The 13,030-nt window shown below is 65.9% G+C and carries 11 protein-coding genes; 7 read left to right on the top strand and 4 right to left on the bottom strand.

The annotated features are described in order from the left end of the window. Nucleotides 1-48 precede the first annotated feature (48 nt). Nucleotides 49-759, top strand: a complete 711-nt coding sequence (locus tag ACYVGS_RS00995) for a nitroreductase (RefSeq protein WP_460586760.1) — start codon at nt 49-51, stop codon at nt 757-759. Further along, a complete protein-coding gene (locus ACYVGS_RS00990) occupies nt 756-1,532 on the top strand; it encodes a Clp protease/crotonase-like domain-containing protein (protein WP_460586759.1) in 777 nt (258 codons plus the stop codon). The genes ACYVGS_RS00995 and ACYVGS_RS00990 overlap by 4 nt, the downstream gene beginning before the upstream one ends. On the opposite strand, the gene ribB is transcribed toward ACYVGS_RS00990, so the two are convergent. The 3 genes from ribB to ACYVGS_RS00975 form a co-directional block, all read right to left on the bottom strand. Further along, a complete protein-coding gene (gene ribB / locus ACYVGS_RS00985) occupies nt 1,520-2,632 on the bottom strand; it encodes a bifunctional 3,4-dihydroxy-2-butanone-4-phosphate synthase/GTP cyclohydrolase II (protein ID WP_460586758.1) in 1,113 nt (370 codons plus the stop codon). The genes ACYVGS_RS00990 and ribB overlap by 13 nt on opposite strands. Nucleotides 2,633-2,668: 36 nt before the next feature. After that, nucleotides 2,669-3,850, bottom strand: coding sequence for a thiolase family protein (locus tag ACYVGS_RS00980; RefSeq protein WP_460586757.1), 1,182 nt, complete (start codon nt 3,848-3,850; stop codon nt 2,669-2,671). A gap of 82 nt (nt 3,851-3,932) precedes the next feature. Beyond that, nucleotides 3,933-4,925 (bottom strand): GlxA family transcriptional regulator, encoded by a 993-nt coding sequence (locus ACYVGS_RS00975; RefSeq protein ID WP_460586756.1) that lies wholly within the window; start codon nt 4,923-4,925, stop codon nt 3,933-3,935. Between the two features lie 152 nt (nt 4,926-5,077). On the opposite strand from ACYVGS_RS00975, the gene ACYVGS_RS00970 reads away from it, so the two are divergent. Next, the gene (locus ACYVGS_RS00970) at nt 5,078-6,940 is read left to right on the top strand and encodes a beta-ketoacyl synthase (RefSeq protein ID WP_460586755.1); all 1,863 of its coding nucleotides are present in this window, start codon (nt 5,078-5,080) and stop codon (nt 6,938-6,940) included. A 71-nt stretch (nt 6,941-7,011) separates the two neighbouring features. Here the strand turns inward: ACYVGS_RS00970 and ACYVGS_RS00965 are convergent, their stop codons facing one another. Continuing rightward, nucleotides 7,012-9,330: a TonB-dependent receptor gene (locus ACYVGS_RS00965; protein WP_460586754.1), complete on the bottom strand. Its 2,319-nt coding sequence runs from the start codon at nt 9,328-9,330 to the stop codon at nt 7,012-7,014. Between the two features lie 268 nt (nt 9,331-9,598). On the opposite strand from ACYVGS_RS00965, the gene ACYVGS_RS00960 reads away from it, so the two are divergent. The 4 genes from ACYVGS_RS00960 (at nt 9,599) to ACYVGS_RS00945 (ending at nt 13,014) form a co-directional block, all read left to right on the top strand. Then, entirely contained in the window at nt 9,599-10,165 is a 567-nt protein-coding gene (locus tag ACYVGS_RS00960) for a nitroreductase family protein (protein ID WP_460586753.1), read from the top strand. 65 nt (nt 10,166-10,230) lie between these two features. Next, on the top strand, nt 10,231-11,046 hold the full coding sequence (locus tag ACYVGS_RS00955; protein WP_460586752.1) for a Clp protease/crotonase-like domain-containing protein: 816 nt from the start codon (nt 10,231-10,233) through the stop codon (nt 11,044-11,046). Between the two features lie 4 nt (nt 11,047-11,050). Next, entirely contained in the window at nt 11,051-11,989 is a 939-nt protein-coding gene (locus ACYVGS_RS00950) for a peptidylprolyl isomerase (RefSeq protein ID WP_460586751.1), read from the top strand. 14 nt (nt 11,990-12,003) lie between these two features. Then, complete coding sequence (locus tag ACYVGS_RS00945) at nt 12,004-13,014, top strand: HupE/UreJ family protein (RefSeq protein ID WP_460586750.1); 1,011 nt, start codon at nt 12,004-12,006, stop codon at nt 13,012-13,014. The last annotated feature ends 16 nt before the right edge of the window (nt 13,015-13,030 follow it).

Genomic DNA, 13,030 nt, shown 5'->3' with positions numbered 1-13,030 from the left:
AGCCCATTTGCAAGTGCCACAGCCGATTGGCAGGAGAGAAAGCAGAGCATGACAGCAGCAGAGACGCACATTGAGGCGAGCGACAGCGCCGCCTTCGCCCGTATCGTACAGGCCCGGCGCTCCATTCGGGCCTTCCTGCCGGATCCGGTGGCGCCGGAGATTCTGCAGGCGGTGTTTGCCGAGGCGGCGCGGGCGCCGAGCAATTGCAACACCCAGCCCTGGGCCGTTCACGTGGCCTCCGGCGCGGCGATCGAAGCCCTGCGGCAGCGGCTGCCCGCCGATTTCATGGCCGGCAAAATGCGCATGGACTTTCCCTATGACGGCAAGTACGACGGTGTCTACCGGGAGCGTCAGCACGCCGCCGCGCGCGCGCTTTACGATGCCATGGGCATTGCCCGGGAGGACAAGGCAGGACGGCACGATGCCTTCATGCGCAACCTGACCTTCTTCGACGCCCCCCATGTCGCCTTTCTCTTCCTGCCCGAACCCTTTGGCCTGCGCGAGGCCTGTGACCTGGGCATGTTCGCCCAGACCCTGATGTTGGGCATGACTGCCCGCGGTCTGGGCAGTTGCCCGCAGACGGCCCTCAGTTTCCAGGTCGACCAGGTGCGCGAGATACTGGGTGTCGATCCGTCCCTGAAACTGCTGTTCGGCATTTCCTTTGGGTACCCCGATCCTGCGGCGAGCGCCAACGCCTGTGTAACGGAGCGCATGCCCCTGACGGATCTGGTTACCTTTCACCAGGCCCCCAGCGAATGACAGACGTGCTGCTGCAGTCCCTGAACCGAGGCGTCCTGGAGCTGACCCTGAACCGGCCGGCGAAGAAGAATGCCATCGACAATCCCTTGTGGATGGCCCTGGGAGACGCCTTTCTGGAGGCTGCCGAAAACCCCGCCGTTCGTTGCGTGCTGATCCGCGGTGCCGGGGACAGTTTCAGCGCCGGTGTCGACCTCGCCAGTTTCGGTCAGGCCGAGGGCGGCGGCGAGCACCCCTTCGAGCGCGCCGCGCGGGCGGTGGCCAATTTCGACAAGCCACTGGTGGCGGCGGCGCACGGCGTGGCGGTGGGCGGGGGCGCGACCCTGCTGTTTCACGCCGACATGGTCTACGCGGGGGAGAGCCTGCGCCTGCGCCTACCCTTCGCGGCGCTGGGCCTGGTGCCGGAGTGGGCCAGCAGCTACATGTTGCAGGCGAATATCGGTGCCCAGCGCGCGGCAGAGCTGATGTATACCGCTGACTGGGTGCCCGCAGAGCGCGCACTGGCACTCGGGCTCGTCGCCGAGGTGCTGCCCGATGATGCGCTGGTGGCACACGCCCGGGAGCGCGCGGAAAGCGTGGCGCAGTGGCCGGTGTCGGCACTGCGGGAAATCAAGCGCTGCATGCGCCTGCCGCACCGTGAAGGTATCGAGGCGGCCTTTCGTGCCGAGGCAGCGGGGATGCAGCGACAGGTCGGTTCAGCGGACAATATTGAAGCGGTCACCGCCTTGCTGGAGCGACGGCCACCGCGGTTTCATTCCGACGATCAGACGGGCTGAACGAACTCCGCGACTTCCAGGTTGAAGCCCGACAGGGCATTGAAGCGCACCGGCGCCGACATCAGGCGCATCTGTCCGACACCCAGGCGCTTGAGTATCTGTGCCCCGGTGCCGATGACGCGGTAATTGCCGACCCCGTTGGCGCTGTTGCCCGCGACGCTGGGAGCGTCGGGGAATTGCAGAACCTCGGCCAGGGCCAGTTCGCTGTTGTCGGGCTGGCCGATGAGCACCAGGACGCCCAGTTCCTCCCGGGCGATCTGCTCCAGGGCCCGCCGGCACGACCAGCCGGGCTCGTTGTCGATCAGCGTGCCCAGGACATCCCGCAGTACGTTCAGGGTTTGCACCCGCACCAGGGCCGGCGTCGCTTCCTCGAGCTCACCCCGGGTGAGGGCGTAGTGCAGCGTATCGTCGATCAGGTCGGCAAAGGTGTGCAGCTGGAATTCACCGAACTCGGTCTGCACCGCCCGGGAATCGCGCAGCTCCACCGACTGCTCGTGCAGCGAGCGATATTCGATCAGGTCGGCAATGGTGCCCATCTTCAGGCCGTGGCGCGCGGCGAACTCCTCCAGCTGCGGCCGCCGGGCCATGGTGCCGTCCTCGTTCATGATCTCGACGATCAGGGCCGCCGGCTCAAAACCGGCCATGCGGGCCAGGTCGACCCCGGCTTCGGTGTGACCGGCGCGGCGCAGCACACCCCCGGATTTGGCCACCAGGGGAAAGATGTGGCCCGGCTGGGCAATGTCCGCGGGGCGGGCATTGGGGGCGACCGCCACCCGCACCGTGTGGGCGCGCTGTACCGAGCTGATGCCGGGGCCCTTGCGTTCCGCGGCATCGATGGAAACCGTGAAATTGGTTTCGTGCTGGGAGCGGTTGTCCCGCACCATCAGGGGTAACTGCAGACGCCGCGCACGGTCCTCGGTGATGGGCATGCAGATCAGACCGCAGGCTTCACTGGAGAAGAAGGTGATGACCTCGGGGGTCACTGCCTCGGCGGCAATGATCAGGTCGCCTTCGTTCTCCCGGTCCTCGTCATCCATCAGAATGACCATCTTGCCGGCGCGGATGTCGTCGAGGATGTCAGGAATGCTGCTGAGTGCCATGCGCGTGTCCCCGGGGCCGGTGGCCGGCCCCTGCTGTCAGATGAGTTCGATCGCCACCGCGGTCGCTTCGCCGCCGCCGATGCACAGCGCAGCGACACCGCGGGTCTTGCCGTATTGCTTGAGGGCGTGCATCAGGCTGACGATGATGCGCGAGCCGGTGGAGCCGATCGGGTGGCCCTGGGCACAGGCGCCGCCGTGGATGTTCACCTTGGCGGGGTCGAGGCCGAGGTCCTGGGTGGCCAGCATGGTGACCATGGCAAAGGCTTCGTTGATCTCGAACAGGTCGACATCCGCCGCATTCCAGCCGGTCTTGGCAAACAGCTTTTCCATGGCACCAATGGGGGCGATGGTGAATTCTTCCGGTGCCCGGCTGTGGCGGCTGTGGGCGACAATACGCGCCATCGGCTGCAGGCCGCGGCGCTCGGCTTCGCTGCCCGACATCAGCACCAGGGCACTGGCGCCGTCGGAGATCGAGCTGCTGTTGGCGGCGGTAATGGTGCCGTCCTTGGCAAAGGCGGCGCGCAGGTTGGGAATCTTGTCGATCGAAGCCTTGTGGGGCTGCTCGTCGTCAGTGACCACGCTTTCGCGCTTGCGCGAGGTGACGGTGACCGGCACGGTCTCCGCCTTCAACGAGCCGTCCTCGATGGCGCGCTTGGCACGCGTCAGGGACTCGATGGCGAAGGCGTCCATCTGCTCGCGGGTGAGCCCGCGGGCATCCGCGGTTTCCTGGGCGAAAGAGCCCATGGCGCGGCCGGTATAGGCGTCCTCGAGACCGTCGAGAAACATGTGATCGTAAAAAGACGCGTGGCCGGTGCGCACGCCGCCGCGGGCGCCGGGCAGGAGGTGCGGGGCATTGCTCATGCTTTCCATGCCGCCGGCCACGACCACCTTGTTGGTGCCGGCGAGGATGCTGTCGTGGGCAAAAATGGTGGCCTGCATGCCGCTGCCGCAGAGCTTGTTGAGGGTCACGGCCCCGGTGCTGTCGGCGATGCCGGCGCCGCGGGCAGCCTGCCGGGCGGGGCCCTGCTTGAGGCCGGCGGGCAGGACGCAGCCCATGAAAACTTCGTCGATGTCATCGCCGGAGAGGGTGGCGCGCTCCAGGGCGGCGGCGATGGCGGTGCTGCCCAGCTGGGTGGCACTGACACTGGCCAGGCTGCCCTGAAGGCCTCCCATGGGGGTGCGGGCACCGCTGACGATGACGACAGATTCCTCTTGCATGATGAGTTCCCTTAGCGGGTGAACAGATGCTGGCGCAGGGCCAGAGAACAGCGCGCCATTAAGCCACAGGGCGCGTCGGGACTCAAGAAAGCGGGGGCTGGAACAGCTTGCCGCGCACCGCCGCGCGATACTGCCCCGGCGTCATGCCGACCTCGCGGCGAAACAGGGCGGAGAAATAGCTGGCATCCTGCAGACCGACCTGCCACGCGACTTCAGCTACGCCCAGGTTACTGCGCCGCAGCAGCTCGCGCGCCGTCTGGATACGCAGGTTGTTGAGGTACTGCTGGGGGCTGAGCCCGGTCGCGTTGCGAAAGCGGCGACTCAGGGTGCGGGTGCTGAGGTCGAGCTGTTTCGCCAGTGTCGACAGCTGCAGTGGCTGCTGGAGATGATCCTGCAGCCACTGCTGTGCCTGCAGGATGTGTTCGTCATGGTGCGCGGTGTGCTGACGGTCCTGCCAGGCCGCGGCGCGGAAGGGGCGGCGGATTTCCGGCGAGAACTGGTGCTCGATGGCGCGGGCGATCGCGCTGCCAAACCACAGCTCGGCGATGTGCACGCTGAAGTCGGCGATGCTGTTCACGCTGCCGGCACAGTACAGGTTGTCGCTTTGGGTGATCAGGTGGCGGGTTTTCAGCAACACTCGCGGGTAGTGCGTGCGAAAGCGATCGAAGTCGCCCCAGTGTGTGGTGGCAGCGCGACCGTCGAGCAGGCCGGCCTCGGCGAGGATGTGGCTCGCGGTGCCCACGCTGCAGATCCGGGTGCCGTCGGTGCAGATCTCGCGCAGCGTCGCTTGCCAGGGCGCGAGGCTGCGCAGGCAGGGCTGTGGATTGCGCCAGATGGCGGGCAGCAAGAGCAGGTCGAGGCGCGGCAATTCCCAGATACTGATGTCCGGTACCAGCTTCAGGCCGCTCTGCAGGGTGACCGGTGCACGGGACGGCCCGGCGAGCAGAAAGCGCAGGGGGCGCCGCCGACGCTGCTGACTGCCCGCCAGCTGCGCCGCAGCACCGAGTATCTCCATGGGCAGCGTCAGGCTGCTGGCCAGGGCCTGGGGATAGAGCAGGGCGGCGGCGGTGTACATGGGCGCGGTTCCAGGGAGTCAAATGACAAAAATACCATAATGTGTGGCCATATCCCCCTATGTGTGTGGCTCGGCACTCCTTACACTGTGCCGCCTGCGTCGTGCTTGCGTGGCGGGCGCGACCGCCATCACTCAGGAGTTAAGGATTGACTATGGCAAGACAGCCACTACCGGTATTCGTGGGCCTGGGAGGCATCAATGGCGCCGGCCGTGTGTCGGGTTACCACGCCCTGCGGCGGATGGCCTGGGAGGCCCTGTCCTCCGATGAGCGCGCTGGTACCCGCGCCGCCCTGGCGCAGCTGATGGGGCTGAAAGGCAGTGATGCCGAGGAGTCCCGTGTGCTCGCCCACACCCTGGTTCGCCGGGTGGAAGCGGCGCATTTCGATCCCAATGCGGTGCCCTGGAACCAGCGTCTGGTGACCCAGGCGGGGGATCCGCCCCTGACCTTCCGGCTTCGTCGCAACCATTTACCCCAGCGGGTCCCGGATCACTGGGAGGTCACTGAGCTGGACAGCGGCGAGTTCCAGGTGCGCACCGCGGAAACCCAGGATTGGCTGCTGCCGGTGGTTCGTGAGTTCGAGGTGAAGGCCGCCGGTCAGCTTCCCAGTGGTTTTGACCCGGGAACGCTTTACCCCTCGCGGAATCACCCCCGCGGGCTGCAGATGATGATCTACGCCGCTTCCGATGCCCTCGGCGACATGGGCATTTCCTGGGATGCCCTGCAGCGGCATGTTTCGGTGGATCAGGTCAGCGTCTACGCCGGCAGTGCCATGGGGCAGCTCGACAGCGCCGGCGGTGGCGGCATGCTCAAGGCCCGCTACAACGGCCAGCGTGTCACCTCCAAGTTCTGCCCGCTCAGCCTGGCGGAGATGCCGGCGGACTTCGTCAACGCCTATGTACTCGGCAGCATGGGCTCCACCGGGGCCAGTCTCGGTGCCTGTGCCTCCTTCCTCTACAACCTGCGCCTGGGCATCGACGATATTCGCAGCGGCCGTTCCCGGGTGGTGTTCGTCGGAGCCGCGGAGGCACCGGTGGTGCCCGAGGTGATGGAGGGCTACGCCGCCATGGGTGCCCTGGCCACCGACAAGGGGCTGCGCGAACTGGATGGCTTGTCTCCGGACCAGGAGCCGGATCACCGTCGCGCCTGTCGGCCCTTTGCGGAGAACTGTGGTTTTACCATCGCCGAGTCGGCGCAGATGGTGGTGCTCTTCGACGATGCGCTGGCCATGGAGATGGGTGCCAGTATCCTGGGCGCCGCCGCCGATGTGTTCGTCAACGCCGACGGTTACAAGAAGTCCATTTCCGGCCCCGGGGTCGGCAACTACATCACCATGGCCAAGGCCCTGGCCGCGCTGCGGGGCATCCTGGGTGAGGAGGGGCTTCGCGCCGGTGGCCAGGTGCAGGCCCACGGTACCGGGACGCCGCAGAACCGGGTAACCGAATCGCGGATTCTCTCCAGTGTTGCCGAGGCCTTCGGCCTGGAAAATTGGCCAGTGGCCGCGCTGAAGTGCTACCTGGGCCACTCTCTGGGGGCCGCCTCGGGCGACCAGATCACCGCGACCTTGAGCAGCTGGGCTACCGGGCTCTTGCCCGGGATTTCCACGATCGACCGACTGGCTGATGACGTGGTGAGTGACCGCCTGGATTTCTCCCTCGCGCATCGCCGCCTGGACCCGGCGGCCCAGCGGTACGCGGTAGTCAATTCCAAGGGCTTTGGCGGCAACAATGCCTCTGCCGCGCTGCTCAGTCCCGCGGTTACCCAGCGCATGTTGCAGGCGCGCTACGGTGCCCGCGAGTGGCAGGCCTGGCAGGCGCGCAACGAGCAGGTCGAGGCGGCGCGTCGGGACTACGACGAAGCGGTTACCGCCGGTCGGGTCAAGCCGGTCTACCGTTTTGATCACGGGGTGCTGGGTGACGAGGACGTTGCGCTCAAGGCATCGTCTTTGCGCGTGGGGGATTATGAGATTGCCCTGGATCTGCGCAACCCCTGGGACGACATGACACCCGGGGACTGAGGCCGGACCCGGCGCTCGTGCTGTGTTGAAACGGACTCGCGGCGAGGCCATGGCCCCGCCGCGAGATCGACTCAGAGGTTGTAGGTGACCTCGAGACCGATGCGACGCCCCTTGGACATGGGGGCAAGGGTCCCGCCGACCGGGAAGCCAAAGATGTCCGCCGGCAACTGTGTGTCATTGCCGTGGAGGACATCATCCAGCAGGTTGCGGCCGTAGATCGAGAACACCCAGTGGCCGTCGTTGCTGTAGAAGTCGAGGCCGGCATCCACCCGTTCCTGGGAGTTGAGCACACCGAGGTTGTTGTCGGTGTAGGCTGACTCGTCGCGGAAGGAGTAGCTGATGCGCGAACCGAGGAAGCCCCAGTCACCCAGCTGCAGATCGTGGTTCAGCCCCACCATATAGGTCAGGTCCGCCGCCCGGGGCAGGTCGAGATCCTCGTCCTCGCCATTGATCACGCCATCGCCATTGAGGTCGAACTGCACCTCGTCATAGGAGGCGTCGATGGCCCCCACCGAGGCGATGGCCACCAGATTGTCGGTAATGGCGAAACTGGCGTCGATCTCGATACCGTAGATCGTGGCTTCCGCGGTGTTGCGGACCAGCTGGATGACCCCGATTGGCCCCGGAAGGTTGATCTCCCGCTGCATGTCGTCGATGGTGTTGTGGAAGATGGCCGCGTTCAGCACACCCCGGCCAAAGAAGTTCGACTTGTAGCCCAGCTCGAAGCTGTCCACGGTCTCCTGATCAAAGGGCCCGGGGATATCCGCGGGATTGAAGGAGGTGTTGCGCATGTTGTAGCCGCCGGAGCGGGTGCTCTGGGTGTAGTGGCCGTAAATGCGCGAGCTGTCGTCGATGTTGTAGGTGAAGCCCACCTTGGGCGAGAAGCTGTTCCAGCTGTCCTCGTCGACGAAATCGTAGACACAGTCGCCGCGCAATACCACATTGCAGGCTTGTGCCAGGGGCACGGTGGGCAGCGGAATCAGTGCCGGCAGGTCGCTGGAGGCGTTCTGGCTCAGGGAGGCGATGCCGGTTTCCTTGTCCTCTTCGGAGTAGCGGGCCCCGAAGGTCAGCGTCCATTTGTCATTGAGATCGTAGTCGACCTGGGTAAACACGGCCCAGCTGTCGGTGTCCAGCTCGCCGCCGCCGTCGAAACGTACCAGTGGCATGCCGCGGCCGATCAGCTCGCCGGCCATGTTGCGGCGCTCGTGGTAGTCGATCTCGCTGGTAAACCAGAAGACACCGGCGGTGACGTTGAAGCGCTCGTTGAACAGGCCGTTGTAGCGCAATTCGTTGCTGACCTGCTCGTACTCCAGCCAGGACGGCGCATGGAACATGAAGGTGGGTTGGGAATCGATGTCCGCCAGCCCGATGGACTCGTAATCCCGCCAGCCGAAAATGTTGGTGATGGTGCCGTCGCCAAAGCCCACATCCCAGTTGAGCTCTGCCGTGAAGGCATTGGTCTCGCTGTCCTGGGAGCCTGGCTCGTCGATGGAGACCCCGAAATCGTAGCGACTGTTATTGACCGGCGTGCCGTCAATGCCGGAGCCGTTGGTGTGACTCTGGCCGATCGGGCCGTCGCCGGTAATGTCGCTGTATTCGTAGCGCAGTACCAGTTCCACGGTATCGTTGGGAGTCAGGACAACGACGGGTCGCACCATCGTCTGTTCGATGGCGCCGATGTCCTCGCCGTCAAACTGGTTTTCGATAAAGCCTTCGTCATCGTTGTAGTAGGCCGTGATACGGGCCGCGAGCCAGTCATTCACCGGGCCGCCGACACTTCCCATCAGGTAACTGCTGGGACCGCCGTCGGGACCCTGGTCGATCGCGGCGCGAACGCTCAGTTCGAACTCGTCACCCGGCTCCTTGCTGTTGAGCAGCACGGCACCCCCGGTCACGTTGCGTCCGAACAGCGTGCCCTGGGGCCCGCGCAGGACTTCGACGCTTTGCAAGTCGAAGGTGTCAAACAGGATACCGTTGTTGAGGCCCACATAGACGCCGTCGACCACGACCCCCACGGTGGGGTCGATGCCCGGAATGGAGCTGTTGACGCCGAGACCCCGGATGGAGAAGTTGGCGGTGCCGCGGGCGGTACCGACATCGTCCATGGCCACGTTGGGCAGTCTCACGGCGAGATTGGTCAGGTCGCGGATCTTGAGCGTTTCCAGCTGGTCAGCACTGAGCGCGGACACAGCCAGCGGGACTTCCTGGGAGCCCTCCTCGCGCTTGCGCGCCGTGACGATCACTTCCTCCAGAATGGTGCTGACGCCTCGCCGGGCCTCCTGGGCCTGGATGGCTTGGGGCAGGGTGCCCGCGAGCACGCCCCCAAGTAAGGCCGAAAGGCTGCGTGCCAGGGGAGTCATGCGCTGACGTTGCGGCTTGATTGGGTTCATGCCTCTACTCCTTGATCATTATCGGTATTGTCCCGAGTATCTTCCTGCAGGCGGTTCCCTTCCTGCAATACCTTCCTCGTGGTTGTTTGCAGCATGCCCGGACAAAGTTAGCACAACACACATGGCGCTGTGTGACCCAGGTCAAAACTCCGCGAAAAATTACCGCAGCTTGCAAGCCAGCGGAGCCGCCGTGAAATTCTTCTGTCGCGGGTCCCAACGGCCATCCGGGGTTGTTATCATGCAGGCCTGAGGTTTACAGCGGGTTCCCATGAACAGCATTCTCGAGTTTCTGCAGCAGCGCAATTCCGCGGCGCGCCTGGCGGCGCCAGCTCCCGATGACACCGAGTTGGCGGAGATATTGCGCGCCGCCCTGCGCGCGCCGGACCACGCCTGGTTGCGTCCCTGGCGTTTTATTCGCCTGCGTGGCGAGGCGCGCGAGGCTTTTGGCGAAGTGCTGGAGCAGAGCCTTCTGCAGCGCGAGCCCGGCGCCGATCAGGCCGCCCGGGCCAAGGCGCGCCGGGCGCCCCTGCGGGCACCACTGCTGCTGGTGGTGGTGGCCTCACTGAAGACGCACCCCAAGGTACCGGCGGTAGAGCAGCGGCTCTCTGCCGGGTGTGCCGCCCACGGTGTGCTGCTGGCGGCCGAAGCCCAGGGCTACGCGGGCATCTGGCGCACCGGCGCGCCGGCCTTCGACCCCGTGGTTCACCGGGCCCTGGGGCTTGCTGCGGACGAGGAAATTGTTGCCTTTCTCTACCTGGGCACTCGCGAAGGGGACGCCAAGCCCCTGCCGGACCTCGCGGTCGCCGATTTCCTGAGTGACTGGCCGGCCCCCTGAAGCCGTCTGATGGCGGCATTGCCGCCAGACGTCCCCCCAATAACAGCGATGACAAGGACATGACGATGACGCCCCCCAGTTTTACCACCCTGAGTCTGACCCTGGATGGCGCCGTGGCGCAGGTGAACCTGAACCGGCCCGAGCAGGCGAATGCCATGAGCGCGGCCATGTGGCCGGAACTGCAGGCCTGCTTCGAGTGGCTGGACGCCGAGCCCCGCGTGCGCGCGGTTGTCCTGGCGGGGGAGGGGCGGCACTTCTGCTCGGGCCTCGACCTGGCCGTGTTTGCCGGTCTAGTGGCCGAGCATGCGGATCCCGCCCGCCGTGCCGAGCAACTGCGCCGGCAGATACTCTCGATGCAGGACAACCTGACTGCGATAGAGCGCTGCCGCAAACCGGTACTCGCCGCCATTCACGGCGCCTGTATCGGCGGGGGCGTGGACCTGGTGACCTGCTGTGACATGCGCTATGTCAGTAGCGATGCCTGGTTTGCGGTACGCGAGATCGATATCGGCATGACCGCGGATGTCGGCACCCTGCAGCGCCTGCCGCGACTGATTGCCGACGGGCTGGCCCGGGAGCTCGCCTATACCGGCCGCCGCCTGGAGGCGACGGAAGCGCGGGAGATCGGCCTCGTGAACCGGGTCTTCGAGAGCCGCGAGGCACTCCTCGAGGGTGTGCTCGCGCTGGCAAAAGAGATCGCAGGCAAGTCGCCCCTGGCGATTCGCGGCACCAAGGAAATGCTGCTGTACACCCGCGATCACCCGGTGCGCGATGCCCTGAATTACATCGCCACCTGGAATGCCGGAATGCTCAGCGAAGAGGATCTGCAGCGCGGTATCCGCGCCCAGGCAGAGAAAACCACGCCGACCTATTCGGACTGAGCCCATGCTGACAACCCTGACTGGCTGGCTGCGGCGGCCGTGGCTGCATTTTGTCCTGCTGGGGGCGCTGGTCTACTGGCTCCAGCAACTCTGGTTTCCTCCACCCAAACCGGTCATTGGCCCGCTGCCGGAAGCGCGCGTCGGCCTGCTGCGCGACCAGTGGCGAATGGCGACAGGCAGCGAGCCGGATACCGCGACACTGGCGCGGCTCACCGAGCTGGAGCTCGAGCGCGACCTGCTGTTTCAGCACGCTCTCGGCCTGGGTATCCACGAACAGGACCGGGTGGTGCGGGATCGGCTGCTGCGCAACATGGACTTCCTCAAGCTGGGGCAGGACAGCGACGAGGCGGCGCGCGTCGAGCAGGCCATGGCCCTGCGCCTGCACGTGGGTGATGAAGTGATCAAGCGCCGCCTGATCCAGGTGATGGAACAGTTGCTGCTGGCGGCCAACCCGCCCGAGGCGGTCGATGAGACGGACCTGCGCGCGGCCTTTGAGGCGCGACGCGAGGCCTTCCAGGAGCCTCCCCGCTATACCCTGACCCAGGTCTATTTCAGCCGTGAGCGGGAAGCCGACGCCGAACCGGCGCTGCTGCAGATCCGGGAGCAGGATCTGTCGCCGGAGGACGCGGTCGCCCTGGGTGCGCCCTTCCTGCCAGGCTACCACTTTCGCGAGCAGAGCCCGGAGCAGCTGGCCCGCCAGTTTGGCGCGGCCTTCGTCAGCAACCTGCAGGCGCTATCTCCCGAGCCGCAGTCCTGGATCGGGCCGGTGCGCTCCACCTATGGCCTGCACCTGGTGTGGCTGGCGTCGCTGCAGCCGGGTCGACCCTCGACCTTCGAGGAGGTGCGGGCGCGGCTGCGCCGGGATCTGGAGCGCGATGCGCGCCGGGAAGCACTGGCTACCTCGGTGTCGCGCTTGCGCGAACACTATGAGGTGCGCTCGTGAAAGGAGGTCACAGCGTGTTATTCGGTCGTCTCTGTCTTGTGTGGCTGGCTCCACTGCTGATGCTGCTGTCGCTGCAGGCGCAGGCCCACCGCTTTGCGCCCGTGCTGTTGCAGCTCACCGAGGTGGACTCGCAGCAGTACCAGGTGGTGTGGAAAGTGCCCCTGCAGGCCACCAGCCCGGTGCCTCTCGAGCCGCGCTGGCCGGAGGGCTGTCGCCCGGCCAGCGCCGGAGCCCCGCAGATCGAAGGGACCGGACGGGTGGTCAGCTGGCGGCTGGACTGCCAGATGCTCGGTGAGGTCGGACTGGTCGGGGCCAGCCTGGGCATCGACGGCCTCGGCGCCAACCAGACCTCGGCGATGCTGCTGGTGAGCCTGCGCGACGGGCGTGAGTACCAGCAGGTGCTGAGCGCCGAGCAGCCGCGCTTTACCTTGCCGGAGGAGCCGGGGGCGGGTCAGGTGATGACCGATTACTCGCGGCTTGGCATCGAGCACATCTGGACCGGCCTGGACCACCTGCTCTTCGTCTTCGGGCTCCTGCTGCTGGTGCGCAATATCCGCTCGCTGCTCTTTACCATCACCGCCTTTACCGTGGGCCACAGCATCACCCTGTCACTGGTGACCCTGGGGGTGATCGGTTACCCGGTGGGACTGGTTGAATTCAGCATCGCCGTGAGCATTTTCTGGCTGGCAGTGGTACTGACCCAGCCGGACCGCGGCGGGGTCTTTCACCGCCATCCCTGGTGGCTGGCGGGCGGTTTCGGACTGCTGCACGGGATGGGCTTTGCGGGCGCGCTGGTGGAAACCGGGCTGCCCCAGGCGAATCTGCCCCTGGCGCTGCTGTTTTTCAACGTCGGTATCGAGCTGGGGCAGATTGCCTTTATTCTCGTGGTGGGGCTTTTCTGGGCCCTGTTGCGCCGGCCCCTGGGGGAGTGGCAGCGCCAACTGCGTCCGCTGCCGGTCTATCTGCTGGGGGTACTGTCGGCCAGCTGGTGCATCGAGCGGGGCCTGGAGATGCTAGCCGGCTGAGTGGGAAAGGGCCGCC

This window comes from Haliea atlantica, assembly GCF_054779855.1.
This window is presented reverse-complemented; position numbering and strand designations above follow the sequence as displayed.

What these genes read in the sequence shown, in the direction of transcription:
- ACYVGS_RS00950 (WP_460586751.1), top strand. Translation starts at nt 11,051, where the DNA reads ATGCTGACAACCCTGACTGGCTGGCTGCGGCGGCCGTGGCTGCATTTT.
- ACYVGS_RS00955 (WP_460586752.1), top strand. Translation starts at nt 10,231, where the DNA reads ATGACGCCCCCCAGTTTTACCACCCTGAGTCTGACCCTGGATGGCGCC.
- ACYVGS_RS00990 (WP_460586759.1), top strand. Translation starts at nt 756, where the DNA reads ATGACAGACGTGCTGCTGCAGTCCCTGAACCGAGGCGTCCTGGAGCTG.
- ACYVGS_RS00970 (WP_460586755.1), top strand. Translation starts at nt 5,078, where the DNA reads ATGGCAAGACAGCCACTACCGGTATTCGTGGGCCTGGGAGGCATCAAT.
- ACYVGS_RS00995 (WP_460586760.1), top strand. Translation starts at nt 49, where the DNA reads ATGACAGCAGCAGAGACGCACATTGAGGCGAGCGACAGCGCCGCCTTC.
- ACYVGS_RS00960 (WP_460586753.1), top strand. Translation starts at nt 9,599, where the DNA reads ATGAACAGCATTCTCGAGTTTCTGCAGCAGCGCAATTCCGCGGCGCGC.
- ribB (WP_460586758.1), bottom strand. Translation starts at nt 2,632, where the DNA reads ATGGCACTCAGCAGCATTCCTGACATCCTCGACGACATCCGCGCCGGC.
- ACYVGS_RS00980 (WP_460586757.1), bottom strand. Translation starts at nt 3,850, where the DNA reads ATGCAAGAGGAATCTGTCGTCATCGTCAGCGGTGCCCGCACCCCCATG.
- ACYVGS_RS00965 (WP_460586754.1), bottom strand. Translation starts at nt 9,330, where the DNA reads ATGAACCCAATCAAGCCGCAACGTCAGCGCATGACTCCCCTGGCACGC.
- ACYVGS_RS00975 (WP_460586756.1), bottom strand. Translation starts at nt 4,925, where the DNA reads ATGTACACCGCCGCCGCCCTGCTCTATCCCCAGGCCCTGGCCAGCAGC.